Source organism: Candidatus Omnitrophota bacterium, assembly GCA_021735655.1.
In the GTDB taxonomy this organism is placed as follows: Bacteria; Omnitrophota; Gorgyraeia; order Duberdicusellales; family 4484-171; genus JAHKAJ01.
The window spans coordinates 25,753-46,768 of sequence record JAIPGM010000001.1; the positions used below are offsets into that span (position 1 = coordinate 25,753).

Genomic DNA, 21,016 nt, shown 5'->3' on the forward strand with positions numbered 1-21,016 from the left:
GCTCTAAATGCAATAGGGAAATATAATAGTATTAGTTTTATTGCGAATTGTGTTGACATATCCTTAAGCTTAGGCTACAATAAAAAAAAAGGGAGGCCTTAACTATGAAAAAAATATTTTTATTCTTAATTGCTTGTTTTTTTATTTTTGGCTGCACTAATCTTACTTCTCCGGATGCGACTGATGAAGTTACTGTTAAGCGCAATGAAATTAAGGGTCAACTCCTAGCTCAGGTTAATGATTGGGCTATTGGTACAACCGATTTTAAGGAGAAATTAGACGCCTTAAAAACTCTTTTACCTGAAGAAGAAGTTCAACGACAGTTTGAAGATATTGAGACTAGGAAAAAGATTTTAGCCGAGTTGGTTAATTTTGAAATTTTAGCTCAAGAAGCCGAAGAGCGTAATTTAGATAAAGACCAAGATGTTGTTGATGCGGTTAAGAATTTTAAACGTAACTTCTTGGCTCAGAAGATGCTTGGTGAGCTATATCAGGACATAACCATAACTAGCATTGAAGTAGAAGATTTTTATAATCGTAACAAAGGTATTTTTAGAGAACCGGAAGAACGCCAGATAAGGGAGATTGTTGTTAGTTCAGAGAGCCAAGCCAAAGATATTTTAATTCGTCTTTTACAGGGAGAAGACTTTGGATTTTTAGCTAGAAGTTACTCTATTTCCGATACCAAAAATAAAGCTGGAGATCTCGGTTATTTAAAGATTGATCAGGATACGACCAGTACTCAAAAATTTGATACTTTTTGGAAGGTAGTGCTTACAACTGATGAAGGTAAATCATCAAGTTATTTTAAAGGGCCGGATAATAAGTATTACGTAATAAAGATTGAAGATGTAAAAGGCGGCGATGCTCGACCGCTTAGAGAGGTGCGTGATAATATTCGTGAGCATTTAAAAGGTGTTCAAGCTAACAATAAGAAAGACTCAATTATTGAGGATGCTAAAAAGAAGTTCAAAGTAACGGTTAACAGCGACTTACTGGAGTAATGTACTTATGGATAAAAGAATGATTAATATTATAATCGGAGTAGTCTTAGCTTTATTTGCTATTTTTATGATTCAAAAACATTTGGCTCAACGCGATGCTTTAATCCAAAAGCTAATTGCTGAAGGAGAGATCGTTGAGGTAGTGGCAGCTAAGACTGATATTCCTAAAGAATCAACAATTACGATCAACATGGTCGGTCTAACCAGGGTTAAGTCTAAATCAGTACAGGCTGGGGATTTAACTTCACTTGATTCAGCTATTGGTAAGTTTGCTGAGATTGATATTTTAAGAGGTCAGCATATAAATAGTAATATGGTGCGGGCTCTTGGTTCAGCGAGATATTTATCCCAGGCAGTACCTCAAGGAATGCGAGCGATTACTATTCCGGTAGACAAGATTTCGGCTATTGAGGGTTTAATTAAGCCCGGCGACAATGTCGACATTATCGCAACCTTTAACATACCGGATCCGGTGACTGACGAGTCAGAGGTTGTGGTAGTAACTATTTTTCAAGGGGTTAATATTTTAGCTACCAATAGAAATCTTTCTCAATATCAGGTAGCTAAGACTATTGATACGGTTACCTTAGCTCTTCGTCCTGATGATGTTAAGGTTTTAACTTATATTTTGGAATGGTCAACCATCAGGTTGGTATTACGAGCACCATTAGATACGGCTACTGAGTACGGCTATACGGCTGTAACTTGGGAGGCTTTAATGAAGCGGTTGGGCATGTGGCAAGAGGTACCCATTGAGGAGCCAGCTCCGACGATTGAGATATATCGGGCCACAGAGATGGAAGAGACCCCGGCTGAGTAATTCGACTAAGCTCTTTTTGAAATTACTATTTCAAAAATAGCAAGTCTCATTAAAGGAGGAAAATGATACGACGGATATTTTTAATAATTGGCCTTGTTGTTTTAGGAACTATTTTTATCTCATCTGTCCAGTCTCAGGATTTTCTTTCTTTAGAGCCAGAATCAACTGAAATTCGTCTAATTGTCGGTGAAGTATATGTTTTTAGAGCTAATTCACCGCAGCGGGTATCAATTCGCAACCCGGAGATAGCCGATATTAGTAAGGTAGCTGATACAGAAGTGGTTATTATTGCTAAAGGTCTTGGTGAGACTACTTTAACTATTTGGGATACTGAAGGCGAGAAGTTATTCTATGTTCTTGTTTATCCGCAGGACGCAGTAAGGGTTCAGAAAAAGCTAGAGCAATTAATTAATCAGAATTTAAGAATTGAGAATGTTCATTATAGGATTAATGGAACTTCGGGCAAAGTTATGATTATGGGAGAAGTTACCCCAAGTCAATTTGAGCAAATAGAGCATGTTTTATCAACTTACTACACTGATTCAGGAAGAAGTGATTTAATTGATAATCTTTTAACTACCACTGAAGAAAATAAGATGGTTGAAATTGATTGTCAGGTTCTTGAGATGAACAAGACTGATTTAGATCGGATTGGTTTTAAGTGGGTAGAGTATCTTCAGATAAGAGAGGAACCTTATACTGCTCCAACTGGTGATTCAGCTGGAGTTGAGACAACCCTTGATCGGGTTTCTCCTTGGAGCAGGCTTTGGCCGATACGTGAAGCTTCACGTGATGCTCTCCATACACGAATAAATATGTTGGTGCGTGATAACCGGGCGAAAGTTCTTTCACGTCCTAAACTTTTATGTTTAAGTGGAAAAGAGGCTAAATTAGTTGTTGGTGGTGAGGTGCCTTATGTTAGTGCCAGCACAACTGGTGCTGCCGGAACTAGTATCTCGGTTGAATATCGAGAGTATGGTGTTATTTTAAAGTTACGTCCGGACGTACTCACTAATGATAATATTCTTCTTAATATTGGAACCGAAGTAAGCGAAATAGATTGGGCTAACGCAATTGTGGTTTCATCAATACAGGTTCCGGCTTTCCTTACTCGAAAGGCTGACACTTCTTTGAATGTGGTTTCTGGAGATACAGTTATTATCGGTGGATTAATTTCCAGTGATGAGTCAAATAATGTCGATAAGCTACCCTGGTTAGGTGATGTTCCGGTTATCGGAGGTCTTTTCCGCTCAAGAGAGTTTCAAGAGGATCAGACTGAACTAGTGATAACTCTTACTCCTTTAATTAAAAAAAGTCAGCTGGAGACAGCGATTCTAGAGGCTGCTGAAACTGTTGGCCCGGACGCTATCAGAAAACCGGTAATTTACCCTAACTATTTAGAAAGAGATGCTACTTTAAATAGGTATATTTTGCAGGTTCAAAAGATGATTTTTCAGTCTTTAGATTATCCACGCTTAGCTGAAGAAGCTGGTTGGCAGGGTGCGATGACCTTAAAGATGCATATTAACCATACTGGCGAAGTGATTGAAGCTCGAATTGCTGAATCTTCAGGTTACGTATCTTTTGATAATAGCGTAATAGCTACGGCTAAAGCTTTAAGTCCCTATCCGCCATTTCCAATCGGGACTGAGTTTGAAGATCTTTGGATAGATGTACCGATAATCTATCGCATGGATCAATAGAACCTTTGCAGAACCTACCCTTTTCTAAAATTCTGATAATAAGAGAATATTTTTTTATTGCCTCTAGTATTTTTAGTCAATCTTATGGTATAATAATACAAGTCTAGAGGGAGAGGCTTTATTTTTATAATATAAATAATTTATGGATGCTCGCACGATTACTTTTTTTAGTCCCAAGGGAGGCGTAGGTAAAACCCTGTTTTCTTTGAATTTAGCAGTAAGTTTAATGGCCAAAGGTAAACGGGTGCTACTCTTAGATTTAGATCTCGGAGCGCCTCAGATGACTGCAAAGCTCCTTGGGGTTGATGCTAAATATTCCTTGTTTAGCCTAGTTGGCCACATTAAGGAGTTTCAAGAGAAAAAAAGAAATATTAAAAACTATGTAACTCCTTATAAGAATAACTTATCATTTTTACCTTCGATTACTAAGCTTGCTCAACGTGCCAAAATAACTGCACCGTTAATAAAAGATTTCATCGGAACGATAAAGGATGATTTTGACTATATAGTCATCGACGCCGGAAATAACTTAAGTGATACCTTAATTGCTGCTTTTGATTCTTCGAGTCTTATTCTTTTGGTGCTTACCCCGGATATTTTATCGGTCTATCAGACCGAGTGGATACTTGATACTTTACAAGCAATCGGTTTTCCTCTGCAGATGATTAAGGTTGTACTTAATCGGGCTGAAAGCAAAGGTTCGATTAGCTGGCAAGAGATAAAAATGCTTTTGCCGGCTGAGATAATCTCTTTGGCTCCTTCGGAAGGAAGATTGGTTGGTATGGCCGTTAATCGAGGAATTCCGGTTGTAGTTGATGCGCCAAATTCTAAGCTCAGCATGGCCATACATAAGTTAGCCGAAGAATTGATTGAAAATAAAGATATTTATATTGAACATAAACATCTTACTGAATTGCGGGTGTCAAAAGAAGAGTTAGTTGAAGATGATGTCGCTTTTTTACAGAAAATTGGGCTTACCGAAGGTTCGGAAAAAGTTTACCTACAGGAAGAAGAGGATGAGGTAATTCGTTTTAAAAAGAAGGTTCATTCTAAGTTGCTTCAGGAGTTAGATTTAAAGCGTCTTCCGGTTGAGACATTTTCCTATAGTCAAAAAAAGATGAGGGAACTAAGAGATAGAGCCCAAAGGGTTATTTCTAATATTATTAGTCAGGAAGCTGGTGGATTCATCTCTTCTTTAGAGATTCGTAAAAAAGTAACTAAAGAAATTCTTGATGAAGCCTTAGCCTTAGGTCCTTTAGAAGATTTACTTAAAGATCCGACCACGACTGAAGTTATGGTTAATAATAAAGATCAGGTTTATATTGAGCGTGGAGGAAAATTATACTTAACCAGCAAGAAGTTTACCGGAAATGAACAGGTTCGGATAGTCATTGAGCGAATTTTAGCTCCCCTAGGTAGAAGAATTGATGAGTCGGTTCCTTATGTTGATGCTAGGCTTAACGATGGTTCACGTGTTAACGCGATTATTTCGCCGCTTTCTTTAACCGGGCCAACTCTAACTATTAGAAAATTCGCCCGTCAACGTTATCATATGACCGATTTAGTTGAGAAATTTGGTTCATTGACTCCGGAGATGGCAATGTTTTTAGATGCCGCGGTAAAGGCCCGTAAAAATATATTAGTTTCCGGAGGAACTGGTTCCGGAAAAACCACCTTTTTAAATATTCTTTCTGAATATATCCCTGAGACCGAACGTATTGTTACGCTTGAAGATTCAGCTGAGCTTAAACTCAATCAGACTCACTGGGTTCGTCTTGAGTCACGGCCACCGAATATTGAAGGAAAGGGGCAGATCAACATTCGAGATTTATTTCGTAACACCTTACGCATGCGTCCGGATAGAATCATCGTCGGTGAGGTAAGAGGCGATGAGGTTATTGATATGCTTCAGGCTATGAATACTGGTCATGATGGCAGTATGTCAACTATCCACGCAAATACCACCCATGACGTTTTAATTCGTCTTGATAGCATGATTTTAATGAGTGCGATTGAACTGCCGATTAGGGCGATTCGCGAGATGATTTCATCGGCGGTTAACTTAATAGTTCAGACTGCTAGAATGAGTGATGGTTCAAGAAGAGTAACTGCAGTTACTGAAATTGTTGGCATGCTTGATGACATGCATGTTAATTTACAGGATATTTTCGTTTATCGCCAGACCGGAGTCGATAAAAAGCAAGTAGTTCAAGGCTACTTTACCTCTTTAGGCTACATCCCTACATTTTACGATGAAATTAGAGCTCGTGGTATACAGTTGCCGCGTGAGATATTTATCTCCAAGGAATAAGTTATGGCTGAAGGCGCAGATAAACTACGTAAACTTTTAGCTGATCCGACAATCACCGAAATAATGGTTAATGGCCCCAAGGCTACTTGGCTTGAAATCGGTGGAACTAAATCCAAAATAGAAGTAACTTTTAGTGAAGAGGACATGAAGGATATTATTGATGTTTTTTTTACTCGAGTCGGTAAAACCATATCTTATTATAATCCTTATGGCGATGTTTGTACCGAAGATGGCTCACGTATAAATATTATTCAATACCCTTTATCGCGTTGCGGTACAACCTTAACCATTCGTAAATTTGACCGTCAGCTTCATTCGCTTGACGATTTGATTGCTAACGGTACCATGAATCAAAAAATGGGTGACTTTTTAATTGCCTGTATTAAGGGTAAGGTTAATGTCCTTTTTTCGGGAGCGACTGGTTCCGGCAAAACTACTACTATGGAAATGTTATCGCACCATATTCCGGAGCAGGAACGTTTAGTAACCATTGAGGATACAGCTGAACTTATTCTTCATCAGGAAAATCTTGTACCAATGGAGACCCGCACCCCTGACCAGGACGGAAAGGGTGAGGTAACTTTAAAGGATTTAATTAGAAATGCCTTACGTATGCGCCCGGATAGAATCATCGTTGGTGAGGTAAGAGGCCCTGAGGCCTTAGATATGATTCAGGCTATGAGTACTGGTCACCGGGGAACCCTAGCGGTAATTCACGCAAATAGCCCCCAAGAGGTTACTAACCGTATGGAAACTTTGATTCTTTCTTCAGGAATAAAGCTTCCGATTGAAGAAATCCGCCGAATGATTGGAAATACCCTACATGTAATTGTTCAGCAGGAGCGCTACCCTGACGGAATACGCCGAATAAGCCATATTTCTGAGCTTAGAGGGCTTGAACGCCGGGAAGTAGCTATCCAGGACCTATTTATCTTTAGACGCGAAGGAAGGACCGCAGAGGGCAAAATCAAGGGTAAATTTCGTACAGTTATGCGTAACTATCCTCGTTTCTTTCCTGAATTTAACCGCCTCGGTCTTTTGGATGAGAAGGCCTTTTCAGAATACGAGTAGAATCAATCTTTTAATCCGCTTTATTTTCCCAGCGATATTTTTTTAAATCTACTTAAAGAAACCGTTTCCAAAACTTTATTCTTAAACCCTTGAAAACAATCAGGTTTATGTGTTACATTTTAGAGGTTAATAGATTTAATGCCTTAGAGAGGCAGATGAATCAATAAAATCAATTAAGTTAGGAGGTAATTTTGATCGGGAGGCGCAAAATTTCTAAAGTATTTGTATCTTTGGCTATTTTAATTTTTCTAGGAAGTTTATCTTTATCTAATTTAGTTTATGCTGGTTGCGATGGTGCTTGTCCGGTTAATAGTGCTAAGCAGAGAAGTATTCAACCAGCTTTTGCCAATACAGCACAAGTAAAAGTTGGTCAAACTAATCCGAAACCATCCCAGCCTGCCGCTAGAAGCGTTAAGATAAAAGGTCCGACTAAGCCTAATTTTAAGACCAATAAGGCTAGCTCTGGTGAAAAATATCAAGTTAAAAAAGGCGAATTAGTTTCCGGAAACAATAAAGTTGTTGTAAAGGATAGGATTTCTGGCGACCAAAGAGGCAAAATTAGTAGTATAAGTAATATTGGTGGAAAAGATTATGCTTTAACCGAAAAAAATAAAAAGCAGTGGTCAATTAAGTATAATCCAATTACTGATAAAACCACACTAACCTATAAATACAAATCAACCGATGAGTATATTGCTGATTGGGCAGCTAAGAACTTGGAAGGGTATAATAAGAAAGCAGGTCTAGGGAAAGCAGTAGCTAAGGTAACGTCTGGCTATGAAGAAGACTTAGGCGGTATTAGCAAGTCATTTACCAAGCTTCCTGATTCTGATTCTGCTCCAGGAGGTGATCCTTTTAAGCTTGAACTATCTACTAAGATGAAAGCAGAGGGATTAAGTTCTTTGTTGGGTCTAGATAATCTCAATAAGTTTTCCGAAGACAAGTTAAAGGAAGTTGTCTCAGGAGCCTTTGCCATAGTTGCAACAACCGAGATGGATCCTTTTAGCGAGGATAAATTTATAGAAAAGATAGACTTTTTTCAGGGAAGAGCCGGTGGATTAGCTAGGGTTCGTGATGATGCCGAGTATAAAGTTACTATTTGGGGTCGTGATTCAAAAAGTAGTAACTTTGGTTCGATAACCGATCAAATGTCCGGTAAACAGTTAAGAAGTTTGATTAATAAATACTGGATTAAAAATTAGCGATAAATAAAAGGGGGCAAATCTAATGAGTAGCAGAAAAAAAGTATTGATTTTATTGGTAGTTTTAGTAAGTTTGTTTTTAGTTTCATCTAGCCAGGCTTATGCTGGAATATGGGATAAGTTTAGTCGCTGGGAGACTTTTAACGGACTTTCTAAATTTAAAAACGATTCAACTTCACCTTTTAAGAAGTTGACTGAGACCAATAAAAAGTTAGATTCAACCAATCCATCTTTTAGTAAGTTGGCCAGCATGAGTTTTAAATTATCCGAAAGCCTTAAGCCTTCTTTTGCTAAGATGGCCCTAATTAATGGCGGATTGAGCCATGGCCTAAGACCATCGTTTTCTAAACTAGAGTCTTTAAAGGGTTTAGATTCAGGCATAAAGCCATCTTTCGCAAAGATGGATACGATTACTTCTGGATTAGCCGGAACAGTTAAACCGTCCTTTGTAAAACTAGCAACTCTTAATACTAACTTAGCTGGTAGTCTAAAACCATCATTTGAGAGGATGGGTGAGGTAAATATTAATAATAAATTAAATCCTCAGCTAGTTAAGTTAACCACAATAAATAAGAACATAACTGGAGGTTTAAATTCTAACTTTGAGCGTTTAGGTAATGTTAATAGTAAAGTGGCACCTTCTTTGAGTCCAGCCTTTAGCACTCTAGCTAGCATTAGTCCTAAGCTTTCATCCATTTTGAGTCCGAAGTTACAGGCTTTAACTAAGCATAAGACATCTTTAGTTGAAATTGGCAAGACTCATGCTCTCTATACCAAACCTAAGGGTTTAAAAACCATAAGGCTAACAGCTAAGAAACCAATTTCCTTCGCCCCAATAGCTACTTCGCCGGAACTTTCTCGGTTGTCAATTAGTCCTGAGATTTTGCAGGGTCTATCGGCTACAGATGTTGCTGAATTAATTACTAGAGACTTACATCTTATTCAGCCTATTTCTGGTTCTAAACAATTGTTACCGCCAATTCAAATTGGACCTCAGAACGTATCTTTGATGTCGATTTTGTCTATCGAAATTAAATAGCGATTTAAAGTAAAAGTTAAATTTCCGGGTTGTCTAAATTTAGACAACCCGGTTTTTTTTTGATATAATCAACTTACCATGTCTAGAAGTAAGATAAATTCAACCACAAGGAATTTAGTTCTGCGTGAAAACAATAAGGCCCCCTATTTGGGAGTTAGAGGGCTAGCAGTAATTTTAGCTACGAAATATAAACTTACTCTTTCAAAAAGCTCGATTCATAACATATTGAAAAATAAGGGAGTTAAGAGCGACCTCGGAAGAAAGCCAGCAAAACTAGCCCATGCTTTAAGAATGGTTGAGCCTTGCGGCTTAATGGTTTTGAGGGCGCTTGATAGTGAGATTGGTTTATTTGATTATTTAAGCGATGAGCTAAAAAAATATTTTTCTGATTTAGATCGTAGCCAGCTCAAGCAACTAATCGTATTATCTAGTTTTTCATTTTTAGTGGATAAAAATATCAGAGCGAGTTTAAGAAAAAGCGGATTTTTGAGAGTAGTTGGTTTAAGACAGCTTCCAGCAAAGATCGTGGATCAGTTTAATCAAACCATTACTAATAAACATCCGATAGTAAGTTTAAGTAAGTTAAAAAAAGAACTAAGGCCGGTTAGTGCGGTAAAGTTTTATTTTAAGGACGGTTCCCAAGGATTTTCTGATGGTCGATTAGCCACTTTTTGGGATCGACCTTCTAACTCAGAGGATTTTTCCCTTCCTTTAAGAGTTGTTCATCAACGCCTTCAAAAGATGTTTGAACAAAAGGTTCTAATCATTGGTTACACCCGGAGCTTTAACTATCTTTCTCAGGCCGCAGCTAATTTTAGTAAGGGAATTAAAAGCGGTTTAGCTAAGGTTGAACTTATTGATTTAAAGGGTGAAGTTTGTGATCAACTAAAGCCTCTTGATAGTGAACTTTCTTTGGTTTTTGGTTACTCGCCGCAGATTTTGGTTCCAGTAGATTTTCCTCGGGTTAGGTTAAAAAAGTTTAAGCGTTTTCTTGATCAAGAATTAGGTGAATTCTACCTTTTAAATACCCCGACTACTTTTACTTTTCCTAAGCAGAATCAAGAGCTCAGATTAGACAATATCCAGATTAAAAAAGGCAATTCTTCAGTATCTTGGGGGTTTTTAGCCTTTTTGCCGAAAATCAGCAAAAGGTCCAATTTGGCTGGGATTTTAACCCAGTATCTCTATCTTTGGCCTTATGTTGTAGATGAGTTTTTTAGAGAGGTAGAGGCTGCTGAAGGCAGAGGTAGACTTAGTTTAACTGGGGGGAGTCCGATGAAAATCCTGCCCGAAAAGCTAATATTTACACAACCCATTGACTTTGTTAGGGTTGGGCAAATACTTTCCGCTTTGTTTAAAGAACTTATCGGTGGCTGGGAACCAAGACTAAAGAGTGGAACTCTTTCTCTGCGTAAGGGTTATATAAAAATAGTCCTAAAGCAGGTTCCGGTAAAGATTAAAAAGGCTTTTAATCGATCTTGTCTATATATCGATAATAGACGGGCATTTCTTGACTAGAGGTGCTTTTGTAACCGCTTTCAAAAAGCCCCTATTTTTCACCTATTTTCTTGAAATCATTATGTATTTTATGGTATATTATAGTCGAATAGGGAGGCAACGAAAAGGCAATCTTTTAGGCTATATAAGATTGCAAAGTCACGGGTCCTAGAGTCGTAATTAGCTTACGATTTAGTAGTTGATATTTAAGGATAGCCGGGCTGCCGAAAGTCTCTCTCCAGAGATTTGTGGTAGGTCGGTTTTGTTTTTTAAGGAGCAGTAAATGTATAAAAAAAACAAAAAATTAACTAAAGCTCAAATCGCTTTGGAATATATAGCGGCTTGTCTTGTGTTTGCTGGAGTGGGGATTGCTTCTTTTTTTGCAATTAACCATGCGGCAGTTATGACAACTCGTGGCGGTGAAGGTAGCTTGTCTGACAACACTCTTTTGGGCAAGACCTTAAATGATGGGGTGCCAGACACTGCGCCTCCGGAAGATTGGTCACAGCCTCAAGAGGGTTTAGGTGGTGCACTTCCTGAAGATACAGCTGACCCGGAAGCAGTTACTGAAAATGAATGGGGATCTGGTAATGAAGGTGATTTTTTAGGTGGAAGCAATGACCCACTTGTTTCTAATTTTGGTGAGGAAGGAGATAACCTATTGGCTGGATCCGGAGCCGGAGATCACTGGATTAATAACGAACCAGAAGATTTAGATTTACCGGACGCAGATGAAGTGAATACAGCCGAAGAGTTACAGGGAGGATTTAATTCTGCGACTGATCAATTTTTTAGTCAAAATGAAGCTGGTTATACTGATGAGGGGATGGACCAAATTAATCAAAATCTTAATGATGATTGGTTTATGGGGTCGGTAGAGGAAACGCCAGGAGCAGAAGAATAAATTATGATTATAAGATTTGTAAAATCTCAAAGTATTCTTGAATATGTGGCAATAGTTTTAGTGGTTGCTGCGGCAATGAGTGCAATGACTTTTTATCTCTCTCGGGCCTTGAGAGTAAGAGATCGGCATTTGGCTCAAGAGATGAATGAGGCTAATCGGTGAGAATTATGAGTAAAATTAATAGAAAAAAGAATAAAACTCAGAGTATTTTGGAGTACTTGGCGGTTTTAATTATGGTTGTCGGAGGCGGCACTGCAGCTACAATATTTTTTGGCAGCGGGGTTAGCTCTGGTCTTGGTCAAACTGAAAATCATATCCAAGAAGTTTTACCTCAAGCAGTTGATAATACTTATGAGGCTACAGTGGTTCCCCTTCCTGAGGTAGTTTATACCGGAGAACCTGGCCCAGGAGGAACAGAATAATATGAAACACAAAGCTCAAAGCTTTCTTGACTATGCAGCCTTAATCGCGATTGTCGCCGTATCGCTGTTAGTTATGAGTAGCTATGTGTTTAGATCAATTGATGCCCGGGTTGGTCATATCTGGGCTGATTTATATGATATACAAAACGGGGTGAGGTAATCGATAAAGGAGGTTGAATTATGAGGAAAAGGAAGAAAGCGCAGAGCATCTTAGAGTATATCATTGTTCTATCAGCGATTGTTCTGGCAGTAATTGCCGCCTCTAAAGAAGGCGGGCCAATTCAAGGGGCAGTTGAACAGATGTTCAACGACTCTTCGCAGCTAATAAAAGATAAATCTTCGGATTTTCTTAATCGGGCTGCTGGTGGCCAGTCGGCTGTAGAATAATAATTAACGGCAGTGCTTAATGAGAAAAAATTCATAGGCACAAACTAGAATATTACTAGATAAGAGGAGGTGTTAAAGATGTTGGTTAAGTTGAAAAAAGCACAGGCAACAGCAGAATATGCGATTCTTTTTGCTGTGGTTATTGGCGCAGCCATGGGTGTGCAGAGCTATGTGAAAAGAGCTCTTCAGGCAAGAATCCATGATGCTGCTAATCAGTTTATCGACAAAACTGGAGGTACTAACTATCAGTGGGAAGGTGTAGCTGGTACTAAAACTACAACTGATCAGAGTTCGGAAAGATATTTTACTGAGAATATCGAAGCTGATACACAGTATACTTATAATGAGACTATGCAGGCTAACTATGAATCAAACATGACTCGCTAAGAGTTAGCTTGGTTGGTAAGGTTAAGTAAAAGGAGGTAATAAAGTGTTAATTCAAATGAGAAAAGCTCAGAGTACCCTAGAGTACGCTCTGCTTATTGGTGTGGTGGTGGGAGCTTTGCTTGCCATGCAGACTTATTTAAAGAGAAGTATTCAGGGCCGAATGCAGATTATTGGTGACCAGATGGGGGATCAGTATGATCCAGACGGAACTTACCGTGAAGAGAACATGGTAGTTAATAACGCTCAAATTATAGAGACTACAACTGATGGTTTTACTCCCACGACTCGTACTGAGATTACCGGTGGTTTCCAGCAGATGAATTCAGTTAGAGAAGTTCAAGCAATGGAAGAAGATGAATGGGAACAAGGGAACGCTAATTAATAATTTTTTAAGGTAAGGTAGCTATGAGAAGAGCACAGTCTGTGATAGAATATGCCTTAGTCTTGGGCATGATAGTTATGGGTTTTTTGGGGATTCAGGTCTATCTAGCTCGGGGTGTGCAAGGAAAGTTCCAAGAGACAACTGATCAAATGGCTGATCAGTATGGTCATGGGGTAAGTGATGTCCAGGAACATTCTCAAGCTTCAACTAGCGTCTGGGAGTTAACCTTTCCTGGTTGGGGCTCGCCAACAACCAAGACTTGGACCGATGGTTCATATTCTTCAACTTCAAAGCGAGGAGTAGCTTCCTTAGATAAAAATTGGCCGTAAACGCCAAAGGAGAAGATAGTGATTAAGTATAGGCAAGTCAAACAAAGGCCGGCTCAACTCATTATAGAGTATGCCGGCATCGTAGCTCTTACGGTAGTGGTTTTGTTGCTTATGCATAACTATCTTAATCGAGGTTTACAGGGAAAGCTAAAGGAAAATTTAGATACTTTTAATGATGAGCAGTGGGCAGGATCTAACCAAAATCGAGGAATGAGTAAGACGACAGCTACATTTAGTTATGAAGGCGGTCAGTATGAGGGGTCACTCTCTACTAGTTCATCGACCAGGAACGATAGAATGAGGTTTACTAGTCCGAGGTAGCTTATGTTGATTAAGGCCAATAACTTTAGAAAAACAAATGCTATCTTAGAATATGGAGTTGTTCTTGTAATTGTCCTTGGAGCAATGGCAGGAATAAATGCTTTTTTAAAGCGCAATATTCAGCGCCGAGTGCACGATGAGAGTGATGCCTGGTTAGGTCACGGTCAAGGGCTAGAGTGGGAGATGTCAATAACTCATAGTGATTCATCTAGTAATGTCAACAGGGATGAAAATATGGGAGCTAATTTTGATATAAACGCACAGACTAGTAGTAGCTCGGTGACTTATTCGCCGCCGATGCCACCTTATATTATGGAGCATAAGGGCTCAGCTTTACATATTCAAGATGCTCCTTCGGCTGCGCCGCTTCCCGATTATCCGGATTTAGAATATAAAGACTGGGAGGATCGAGAGTGGACAGATAAATGATTTGTATTTGTTTTTAAGGAGAAAAATGTTAAGACTATTTTCTAATAAAAAAGCACAAGCAATGGTTGAGATGGCTATCCTCGGACCGATAGTTTTAGTAGCTGTCGGCATGTTAGTTACCTATATTGCTAAGGTTAATAATGACCAATATGCTTTGATGGCTGCTTTTCGTTATGCTTTAGCTAAATCGCATGCCGAGAATAAGGCTGTTGCTTATGGCACTTGGGATGATCGTCGGATGGCTGATGCGACCAGTCCGATTTTAGGTAAAAAAACTACTAGTAGTGGTGCTGGTTACGTGTTATGGGCTATTCCTAAAGTAACCGGTCAAGGAGAAGATCCTAAAAAGGGAATGTGGATGGATGTTAACCGTTTTCCTGAATACGATCTTGGTGAACAAGCTAGCAGTGGTTCAGTTGAACCGCGTTACTTTACTACAACTGTCTCAACGGTTACTGCAAGCAGTACCAGTGGTGGCAGGCACGCCGGCGTCGTTGAGGCAATGATCTATAAAATAGATAATAAATATTATGGCCAGGCTAGAGGCCATGGTAGATAATTGTTAGGGAGTGATATTTTATGAAGATAAGAAAAGCCCAGAGTTTACTAGAGTCGAGTGTAGTTTTTCTGGCTGGGGCAATGATCATTGGTGCAGCTACCGGTCTTTTTGCCTGGGGCATTGCCCATATTCCAATTCGTCAGATGACTTATGAGATTAGTCGAGTTGCAGCTGGAACGCCGATGCGCCAGGTGAGTGCAGATGGTGCTCAAAAATCAATGAAGGATGATTTATTTCCGACTTATGTGGTTGCGGCTCTAGAGTAATTTGTGGTAAAATAAAATAAGGATAAGATTTTAACAATGTTTAGAAACCGTATTTTTTTAAGACCAACCAAACATCATACCCAAGTTTCTCTTTTTTTAATTTCAATAATGGTGACCATGATCGCTCTTGCTTTTGTGGTTATTAACGTTGGTAAAACTGCAAAAGATAAGACTTACGCTGACAATGCTGTTGATGGTGGAGCTTTAGCTGCAGCTTCAGTTATGGCCTATGCTTTTAATTACGCGGCTAATGTTAATGCTGGGAAACAGGAAGAAAGATTTAAAAAGAATTGGGAAGATATCGAAAAAAAACTCACAAGCCATTTTGATCATGCTAGAGATAAAATTTACGGAACGGACTATACTAATAATTCAACCTTAGCCAAGTCGAAGCTGTGTCCAGACTTATGCGGGACTACTTGTGATACCCAAATTGCAAGCGCGACCGCTCCAGTAGTAAATCCTCAGATTACATTAGGTCAAGCGCCTATTGAGATACCAAGAAAAACCGGATTGACTCTCGCTCAGGATATTGCTAACGAAGCAGGGGCAGACGCAGCACGCTATCAGCTACAGATTAATGACATAATAAGGAATGGGTTTGATGCTGTTGAATCAGGGTCTGATCATGATCAAGGAGGAGAGGATGAAGGTATTGCTCCTGGTGGTTCAGCGCTTCAAAAAGCCCAAGAGGCCGCAGCCAGAGAAATAATACATGATGATGGTAAAAGCGGTACAGATTTATATCAAAACGCTCTCTATGCCGGCTATATATACGCTTTTTCTAATAGTGGAATTAGCCATCGCTTGGGAAGAATAAATGCTAAGCGCTATAGTGCTTTTTTGGAGAGTATTACCCCGGATAATGTAAATAACTGTGAAGAAAAGACTTTTTCTTGGATGGACGGTGCTTTTCGTTATCACACCGTTACTAATATTGTTTGTATTAATGAGGCCCGTACTTGGAAAATGAAGGTTTCGAAAGATAAGGAAAGTGATATAAAGAAAAATTTAACAGATGCATTCAACTCTGCCAAAAATGCCCAAAATATGGCTGAAGATGCTGCGCAGATATATCACGGAGCTTGGAATACGTGCGGTTGTGTTGCTAAAGCGCCTCTTTGTTTGACGCCGCCTTGCTGTGTAGAACCTGATTGTCCCGGTCCCCCCATAACTTGCATAAGTTTTCAAGAAGCAGGAAGGGATAGATTGATTGAGGCTGACAAGGAAATGGTGAAGGCTGCAGAGTCTGCTAAGAAGGCGCGTGATGGCTTGCTGAATAGTACTGAGGAGACCTTTGAAAATAAGGATGATGGAGATCCTTATGTTATTTGGAATATTGTTGATATTGAGCATGATCGTCAAGTGCATGTTTATGATTTTCAGTTTCATATGGGAGGCCCGGTAAAAGGAATGCGTGGCGACTTTGATTTCCCAACTTTTTATCCGCCGGTTCAGAGCCAGGCCTGTGCTGATTTTAGTGGAAACGGTGATATTGATAATGGTCAAGCAGCCCATGATGCTAGATTGTGTAATTGATGAAACTAATGATTTTGATATTGATAGATAGCTTATGTTAAAAAGAAACAAAACCCAGACAATCATAATTTATGCGGCCTTAATTGCTTTTGTGGTTGCAGCACTATTGGCTATGTCTACTTATATTCAGCGGAGCATTCAGGGGACTTATAAGGCTGCCGGAGATGGTTGGGGTGATGAGGAGTTTTAAGAAGGCTTATCGATGAAATTAAGGTATAAATATATAGTCTTTTTATTTTTATTTCTGTTTATAGGGAGTTCCGTTGTTCAGTCTCAAGTTGTTGGTCTCTTGCCGCCTAAGACTGAAATGGTTGATCGAAACTTAGAAGAACTTGAGGGTACGACAACTACTTATTATCGCTATCAGTCGGGATCTTCCAAAAAGGAGTTAATTAAATTTTATCGTCTTTTATTTAAGAACCGAGACTTCAAAGAAGTTAATGGTCGTGGATCATCGGAAGCCTTTTTTTTCTTTGCTAAACAGGAAGAGGGAGTGATGGTAACCCTAACTTTTTTGGGATCACCCAAAGATGGCCTAATTACCTATAGTTTAAAAAATCATCATCTTGCGGTTAAGAAAGATTTAAAGAAAGGTTCGAAGAAAGATAAGTGAATTCAGTAAGCAAGGTTCTTGAGTGACGTTGCCGTCCCTTTGAGGGAACCTTGCGATTAAGACCCCGTTAAGGGGGAGCGAGAATTGGCTCCGTAAAAAGTTAAAATCTTTACGGAGCCTTTCTTATTTTAGACCCGCCGCTTTCAATTAAATCAATTTAAGCCTAATTGGAATATTTAAAAAGAAGGGGCTCGACTTTCTAGGTTGGCAATGGTAAAATAATCCATATGGCAATGATAATTCCCTATATTACTTTAGGAGTTGGCCTAGTTATTATCTGTTACTACGGGGTGACCTTTCTTTTGAAAAGATGGGATAAGGCCCAGCAGAGCAAGGCTGAACGTACTGCATCTCATTTTGAGGAGATGTTTATTTTTATCCGCAGAAAGATGTTGGTTCGGCTTTATATTATCATGCCGCTACTCTTAGGTATCTTAGGCTATTTTATTACTAAAAAGTGGTGGGCAGTTTCAATTTTTGCAATTGTTGGAGCTTTCCTGCCGCTTTGGTTTGTAAATATACTTGATGGTCGACGTCGGAAGAAATTTGTCCATCAGCTAGTTGACGGTTTGATGATTATGAACAGCTGTCTTAAGGGTGGTTTAACCTTGGTTCAGGCCTTTGAAGTTTTGTCTGATGAGATGACAGCTCCGATAGCTCAAGAGATATCGCTTCTTAATCGGGAAATTAAAGTCGGTGTTACTCTTGAGGAGGCTTTAATTCGCCTAGATAGTCGAATGCCTTCAGAGGAAATGACCCTGGTGTCTTCAGCCGTAATTGTAGCTAGAGAGACCGGAGGTGATTTAACTAAGGTATTTGCCCGTTTGATTGATACTATTCGTGATCGCCTTAAACTAAAGGATTTAGTCTCAACTTTAACTATCCAGGCTCGTCTTCAGGCAATCATAATTTCCTTACTGGGACCGGCTTTTTTCTTTATAGTTAAGAAGATCAAGCCGGATCATTTTGATATTATGTGGCAGGATGAGGTTGGGAGATTAATGCTGCTTATTGCTATAGTTCTTCAAATATTGGGCTTTATTTTGATTATTATCTTTGGAAAGGTTGAAATATAGGAGAAGACGAAAACGATGATTATCGCTATTTTTTATACAATTTTAATTATTGGATTTGCAATAATCTTTTTCGGTCTTTTTCCTAAAGAATCTGATACGGTATCGATTTTTTCCGAAGAACTAAAAGATAAACAAGGGTCTTTTTTTTCACCCCTTCTTTTGCCCTTAGCTCCAATTAATAAGGCTTTACTTAAGTTGATGGGGTTGGAGAAGCGCTTACGTTGGAAGACAGCGATTGCTCGCTGGAAGTTGACCCCAGCAGAATTTTTGGCTGGTAAAGAACTTTTGGCAACAATATTACCTTTGATTCTGTATTTATTCGATGTAAAAAATATTTGGATTTTAGTTGGAGCTGGCTTATTTGGTTTGCTTCTTCCTGACTTGATTCTTAATGCTCGAGTTCGTAAACGTCAATTTCAAATTGGACGTATTTTACCGGAAACTATTGATTTGCTCGGTTTGTGCGTTGGCGCCGGGCTTGACTTTATGGCTGCGGTTCGTTGGGTAGTAGATAAGGTAGCAGTTAACCCAATGATTGAGGAGTTGACTTTAGTTCTAAAAGAGATCAATGTTGGTAAACCTCGGGTTGAGGCTTTACGTGATATGTCTAGGCGAGTTGACATTCCTGATGTCACTTCCTTTGTTCGAATCTTAGTTCAGGCTGATAGGATGGGTACTCCGGTTGAGGAGACCTTTCGAATTCTTTCTGAAGATACTAGAATGCGACGCTATCGAAGAGGTGAGCGCCAGGCCATGAAAGCTCCGCTAAAAATGTTAGTTCCGCTTATTTTCTGTATTTTACCGGTTATTCTGATTATTGTAGCCGGACCAATCCTAATCCGCTTTATCCGACAAGGTGTATTTCCAGGGGTAGGTAATTAAGCCTTTGTCCTATCGTAATCAATGCAACTGAAAAATATATACAAAAAATAAGTGCATATCTAATTTATTCACAGATAGTTATAAATGTAATTGTCCACGTAATTTAATGAAATTGTGCTTGTAACAATGATCGTTTAACTACTGGTTAAACTAGAGGCAGTTGATTTAACCCTGAGCGATTAATGGCGTATGCGTTTACATTTTTAAGGATTTTTTTCAAAAATTGGGTTGACTTCTTTGAATAGGATATGGTATATTTAAATGGACATTCTCTGATTTTACATTTTAAGAGTATATATGGAACGATAAAAGCAAACCTCGAGAGATCGAGGTAACGCAAAGCCACGGGTCCTTAGAGTAAGGGTAAACGGATAGCCGGGTTGCCGAAACCAAAAGGCAAGTCGGTTTTTTTATTATTAGAGTAATTTTTGAGGAGGGTGAATATGAAAATAACAAGATTAATTGGATTAAGCTTAGGGTTGTTTTGTTTTCTGTTTTTATCTCTCGGTAGCGCCGAGGCTGGAATGCGCGATCAGTTTGATCGTTTTAGTGGATTCGGTGGATTAAGCTCTGCTTTTGAGCGACTTACTGATGCCGGAAAGCCTAGCCACAATGGTGATCCTAGTGGCTTTACTCCGTCATTTAGCAAGCTTAGCGATATTAACGGTCCATTTTCAAAAAATGGATTAACCCCGTCATTTAAAAAACTAGGGTCAGTTGATCCAACTATGGGTCGGGTAGCCCTTAAGCCTTCTTTTGAGCGGATAGCCACAACTGCTCCTGATATGAAAAGTGCGCTTAAAGCTAATCTTGAGAGAATGGCAAAGGTTGATATGGGAATTACCGGTGACCTCAAGCCTTCTTTTTCTAAGTTAGATAGTTTAAGTCCTTCAATGCAAGGAGGTCTTAAGCCATCTTTTACCAAGCTAGCTAATTTAGATCAAGCGATGACTGGTCAACTTAAGCCTTCTTTTGCTAGAATGGCTAATCTGAGCCCAGGTTTAGCTGGAGAATTAAAACCGTCCTTTTCTAAACTCGGTACACTTAGCTCGGATCTTTCCGGAGAAATGAAACCTTCATTTTCTAGATTAGCAACAATTAGTTCAACTTTTTCCGGTCAGCTTAATCCTTCTTTTTCTCGCTTAGGAAACTTAAGCTTACAAACTACATCTTATTTGAAGCCGTCGTTTATGAAGCTAGCTTCACTTAGCCCGGCTTTTTCCGGAGCCTTGAGTCCTTCCTTTGCTCGGTTAGTTTCAGTTAACCCGGCTCTCTCGGGATCTTTGAGCCCAGCTTTTTCAAAATTAACTATGATGAGCCCGGCTTTTTCTGGTAGTTTGAGTCCGGCATTTGACCGCATGGGGACATTCAGTCCGAAATTCATGCCTAAAGATATTAATAATACTTTTAGTATGAGCAAGAAGCCTTCAATAAAAGAATTACAAATGGCTGCCAAACAGCTTAACTTACATCCTATTCCGGCTAAAGGTCAATTCAAAGGCGAGAAGGTTAGGGGCGTTCGTAACAGTGTTGGCTTGGAGCAGTTTTTTGGTGGTCCAGGATCATTATATCGTTTATCACTGAATCCTCAGGAGTTAAAGAATGTCTCCGGTGAAGACGCTGCTAAGATTTTACAGAAAGACGTTCATTTAATACAGCCTCAAGCAGTAAACTCTAGTTCAACTAGTTTAGGCTATGAAGCAACACCTCAGAATGTTTCTTTGATTTCACTCTTGGGTATTGATAAGGTTCAGTAAGCACGTATTTATTTAATTGTTTTCATATCGTTTGGAGAGGCGATAAGAGCAAACCCTGAGTAATTGGGGTCTCATAAGTTTTAAACTTATGGTTTAGAGCTCGTAATTTCTGTGTT

At 39.2% G+C, this 21,016-nt stretch carries 26 protein-coding genes and 2 riboswitches; all 26 genes read left to right on the forward strand.

The window, feature by feature from the left end; all coding sequences use genetic code 11:
* The first annotated feature begins 104 nt into the window (after window positions 1–104).
* Window positions 105–1,004 (forward strand): peptidyl-prolyl cis-trans isomerase, encoded by a 900-nt coding sequence (locus K9L86_00105; GenBank protein ID MCF7907268.1) that lies wholly within the window; start codon window positions 105–107, stop codon window positions 1,002–1,004.
* Window positions 1,005–1,011: 7 nt separating this feature from the next.
* Window positions 1,012–1,824, forward strand: a complete 813-nt coding sequence (cpaB, locus tag K9L86_00110) for a Flp pilus assembly protein CpaB (GenBank protein ID MCF7907269.1) — start codon at window positions 1,012–1,014, stop codon at window positions 1,822–1,824.
* A 62-nt stretch (window positions 1,825–1,886) separates the two neighbouring features.
* Window positions 1,887–3,527 (forward strand): TonB family protein, encoded by a 1,641-nt coding sequence (locus K9L86_00115; GenBank protein ID MCF7907270.1) that lies wholly within the window; start codon window positions 1,887–1,889, stop codon window positions 3,525–3,527.
* A 142-nt stretch (window positions 3,528–3,669) separates the two neighbouring features.
* Complete coding sequence (gene tadA, locus K9L86_00120; protein MCF7907271.1) at window positions 3,670–5,838, forward strand: Flp pilus assembly complex ATPase component TadA; 2,169 nt, start codon at window positions 3,670–3,672, stop codon at window positions 5,836–5,838.
* A 3-nt stretch (window positions 5,839–5,841) separates the two neighbouring features.
* A complete protein-coding gene (gene tadA, locus K9L86_00125; protein ID MCF7907272.1) occupies window positions 5,842–6,909 on the forward strand; it encodes a Flp pilus assembly complex ATPase component TadA in 1,068 nt (355 codons plus the stop codon).
* Between the two features lie 191 nt (window positions 6,910–7,100).
* Window positions 7,101–8,111, forward strand: a complete 1,011-nt coding sequence (locus K9L86_00130; GenBank protein MCF7907273.1) for a hypothetical protein — start codon at window positions 7,101–7,103, stop codon at window positions 8,109–8,111.
* A 25-nt stretch (window positions 8,112–8,136) separates the two neighbouring features.
* Window positions 8,137–9,150 carry a hypothetical protein gene (locus tag K9L86_00135; protein MCF7907274.1) on the forward strand — a complete coding sequence of 338 codons (1,014 nt, stop codon included), beginning with the start codon at window positions 8,137–8,139 and terminating at the stop codon, window positions 9,148–9,150.
* Between the two features lie 78 nt (window positions 9,151–9,228).
* Window positions 9,229–10,668, forward strand: coding sequence for a hypothetical protein (locus K9L86_00140; protein ID MCF7907275.1), 1,440 nt, complete (start codon window positions 9,229–9,231; stop codon window positions 10,666–10,668).
* 96 nt (window positions 10,669–10,764) lie between these two features.
* A riboswitch (cyclic di-GMP riboswitch) is annotated at window positions 10,765–10,876 on the forward strand.
* 54 nt (window positions 10,877–10,930) lie between these two features.
* Window positions 10,931–11,551, forward strand: a complete 621-nt coding sequence (locus tag K9L86_00145) for a hypothetical protein (GenBank protein MCF7907276.1) — start codon at window positions 10,931–10,933, stop codon at window positions 11,549–11,551.
* A 3-nt stretch (window positions 11,552–11,554) separates the two neighbouring features.
* On the forward strand, window positions 11,555–11,713 hold the full coding sequence (locus tag K9L86_00150; protein MCF7907277.1) for a hypothetical protein: 159 nt from the start codon (window positions 11,555–11,557) through the stop codon (window positions 11,711–11,713).
* A gap of 5 nt (window positions 11,714–11,718) precedes the next feature.
* Window positions 11,719–11,973: a hypothetical protein gene (locus K9L86_00155; GenBank protein MCF7907278.1), complete on the forward strand. Its 255-nt coding sequence runs from the start codon at window positions 11,719–11,721 to the stop codon at window positions 11,971–11,973.
* A gap of 1 nt (window position 11,974) precedes the next feature.
* A complete protein-coding gene (locus tag K9L86_00160) occupies window positions 11,975–12,133 on the forward strand; it encodes a hypothetical protein (GenBank protein MCF7907279.1) in 159 nt (52 codons plus the stop codon).
* Window positions 12,134–12,153: 20 nt separating this feature from the next.
* A complete protein-coding gene (locus K9L86_00165; GenBank protein MCF7907280.1) occupies window positions 12,154–12,360 on the forward strand; it encodes a hypothetical protein in 207 nt (68 codons plus the stop codon).
* 78 nt (window positions 12,361–12,438) lie between these two features.
* On the forward strand, window positions 12,439–12,747 hold the full coding sequence (locus K9L86_00170; GenBank protein ID MCF7907281.1) for a hypothetical protein: 309 nt from the start codon (window positions 12,439–12,441) through the stop codon (window positions 12,745–12,747).
* Between the two features lie 43 nt (window positions 12,748–12,790).
* Window positions 12,791–13,129: a hypothetical protein gene (locus tag K9L86_00175; protein MCF7907282.1), complete on the forward strand. Its 339-nt coding sequence runs from the start codon at window positions 12,791–12,793 to the stop codon at window positions 13,127–13,129.
* A 23-nt stretch (window positions 13,130–13,152) separates the two neighbouring features.
* Window positions 13,153–13,458 (forward strand): hypothetical protein, encoded by a 306-nt coding sequence (locus K9L86_00180; GenBank protein MCF7907283.1) that lies wholly within the window; start codon window positions 13,153–13,155, stop codon window positions 13,456–13,458.
* 18 nt (window positions 13,459–13,476) lie between these two features.
* Window positions 13,477–13,779 carry a hypothetical protein gene (locus K9L86_00185; GenBank protein MCF7907284.1) on the forward strand — a complete coding sequence of 101 codons (303 nt, stop codon included), beginning with the start codon at window positions 13,477–13,479 and terminating at the stop codon, window positions 13,777–13,779.
* 3 nt (window positions 13,780–13,782) lie between these two features.
* Window positions 13,783–14,208 (forward strand): hypothetical protein, encoded by a 426-nt coding sequence (locus K9L86_00190; protein ID MCF7907285.1) that lies wholly within the window; start codon window positions 13,783–13,785, stop codon window positions 14,206–14,208.
* 25 nt (window positions 14,209–14,233) lie between these two features.
* Complete coding sequence (locus tag K9L86_00195) at window positions 14,234–14,767, forward strand: hypothetical protein (protein MCF7907286.1); 534 nt, start codon at window positions 14,234–14,236, stop codon at window positions 14,765–14,767.
* Between the two features lie 20 nt (window positions 14,768–14,787).
* The gene (locus K9L86_00200; GenBank protein MCF7907287.1) at window positions 14,788–15,033 is read left to right on the forward strand and encodes a hypothetical protein; all 246 of its coding nucleotides are present in this window, start codon (window positions 14,788–14,790) and stop codon (window positions 15,031–15,033) included.
* Between the two features lie 36 nt (window positions 15,034–15,069).
* Entirely contained in the window at window positions 15,070–16,572 is a 1,503-nt protein-coding gene (locus tag K9L86_00205; protein ID MCF7907288.1) for a Tad domain-containing protein, read from the forward strand.
* A 34-nt stretch (window positions 16,573–16,606) separates the two neighbouring features.
* Entirely contained in the window at window positions 16,607–16,762 is a 156-nt protein-coding gene (locus K9L86_00210; GenBank protein MCF7907289.1) for a hypothetical protein, read from the forward strand.
* A gap of 12 nt (window positions 16,763–16,774) precedes the next feature.
* The gene (locus K9L86_00215; protein MCF7907290.1) at window positions 16,775–17,185 is read left to right on the forward strand and encodes a hypothetical protein; all 411 of its coding nucleotides are present in this window, start codon (window positions 16,775–16,777) and stop codon (window positions 17,183–17,185) included.
* A 227-nt stretch (window positions 17,186–17,412) separates the two neighbouring features.
* On the forward strand, window positions 17,413–18,261 hold the full coding sequence (locus K9L86_00220; protein MCF7907291.1) for a type II secretion system F family protein: 849 nt from the start codon (window positions 17,413–17,415) through the stop codon (window positions 18,259–18,261).
* Window positions 18,262–18,276: 15 nt separating this feature from the next.
* Complete coding sequence (locus tag K9L86_00225; GenBank protein MCF7907292.1) at window positions 18,277–19,143, forward strand: type II secretion system F family protein; 867 nt, start codon at window positions 18,277–18,279, stop codon at window positions 19,141–19,143.
* A 300-nt stretch (window positions 19,144–19,443) separates the two neighbouring features.
* Window positions 19,444–19,531, forward strand: a riboswitch (cyclic di-GMP riboswitch).
* A 55-nt stretch (window positions 19,532–19,586) separates the two neighbouring features.
* A complete protein-coding gene (locus tag K9L86_00230; protein MCF7907293.1) occupies window positions 19,587–20,900 on the forward strand; it encodes a hypothetical protein in 1,314 nt (437 codons plus the stop codon).
* The last annotated feature ends 116 nt before the right edge of the window (window positions 20,901–21,016 follow it).

Bases quoted from the DNA above. Each gene is read 5' to 3' on its own strand.
- K9L86_00105 (MCF7907268.1), top strand. From the start codon at position 105: ATGAAAAAAATATTTTTATTCTTAATTGCTTGTTTTTTTATTTTTGGC.
- cpaB (MCF7907269.1), top strand. From the start codon at position 1,012: ATGGATAAAAGAATGATTAATATTATAATCGGAGTAGTCTTAGCTTTA.
- K9L86_00115 (MCF7907270.1), top strand. From the start codon at position 1,887: ATGATACGACGGATATTTTTAATAATTGGCCTTGTTGTTTTAGGAACT.
- tadA (MCF7907271.1), top strand. From the start codon at position 3,670: ATGGATGCTCGCACGATTACTTTTTTTAGTCCCAAGGGAGGCGTAGGT.
- tadA (MCF7907272.1), top strand. From the start codon at position 5,842: ATGGCTGAAGGCGCAGATAAACTACGTAAACTTTTAGCTGATCCGACA.
- K9L86_00135 (MCF7907274.1), top strand. From the start codon at position 8,137: ATGAGTAGCAGAAAAAAAGTATTGATTTTATTGGTAGTTTTAGTAAGT.
- K9L86_00140 (MCF7907275.1), top strand. From the start codon at position 9,229: ATGTCTAGAAGTAAGATAAATTCAACCACAAGGAATTTAGTTCTGCGT.
- K9L86_00145 (MCF7907276.1), top strand. From the start codon at position 10,931: ATGTATAAAAAAAACAAAAAATTAACTAAAGCTCAAATCGCTTTGGAA.
- K9L86_00150 (MCF7907277.1), top strand. From the start codon at position 11,555: ATGATTATAAGATTTGTAAAATCTCAAAGTATTCTTGAATATGTGGCA.
- K9L86_00155 (MCF7907278.1), top strand. From the start codon at position 11,719: ATGAGTAAAATTAATAGAAAAAAGAATAAAACTCAGAGTATTTTGGAG.
- K9L86_00160 (MCF7907279.1), top strand. From the start codon at position 11,975: ATGAAACACAAAGCTCAAAGCTTTCTTGACTATGCAGCCTTAATCGCG.
- K9L86_00165 (MCF7907280.1), top strand. From the start codon at position 12,154: ATGAGGAAAAGGAAGAAAGCGCAGAGCATCTTAGAGTATATCATTGTT.
- K9L86_00170 (MCF7907281.1), top strand. From the start codon at position 12,439: ATGTTGGTTAAGTTGAAAAAAGCACAGGCAACAGCAGAATATGCGATT.
- K9L86_00180 (MCF7907283.1), top strand. From the start codon at position 13,153: ATGAGAAGAGCACAGTCTGTGATAGAATATGCCTTAGTCTTGGGCATG.
- K9L86_00190 (MCF7907285.1), top strand. From the start codon at position 13,783: ATGTTGATTAAGGCCAATAACTTTAGAAAAACAAATGCTATCTTAGAA.
- K9L86_00195 (MCF7907286.1), top strand. From the start codon at position 14,234: ATGTTAAGACTATTTTCTAATAAAAAAGCACAAGCAATGGTTGAGATG.
- K9L86_00200 (MCF7907287.1), top strand. From the start codon at position 14,788: ATGAAGATAAGAAAAGCCCAGAGTTTACTAGAGTCGAGTGTAGTTTTT.
- K9L86_00205 (MCF7907288.1), top strand. From the start codon at position 15,070: ATGTTTAGAAACCGTATTTTTTTAAGACCAACCAAACATCATACCCAA.
- K9L86_00210 (MCF7907289.1), top strand. From the start codon at position 16,607: ATGTTAAAAAGAAACAAAACCCAGACAATCATAATTTATGCGGCCTTA.
- K9L86_00215 (MCF7907290.1), top strand. From the start codon at position 16,775: ATGAAATTAAGGTATAAATATATAGTCTTTTTATTTTTATTTCTGTTT.
- K9L86_00220 (MCF7907291.1), top strand. From the start codon at position 17,413: ATGGCAATGATAATTCCCTATATTACTTTAGGAGTTGGCCTAGTTATT.
- K9L86_00225 (MCF7907292.1), top strand. From the start codon at position 18,277: ATGATTATCGCTATTTTTTATACAATTTTAATTATTGGATTTGCAATA.
- K9L86_00230 (MCF7907293.1), top strand. From the start codon at position 19,587: ATGAAAATAACAAGATTAATTGGATTAAGCTTAGGGTTGTTTTGTTTT.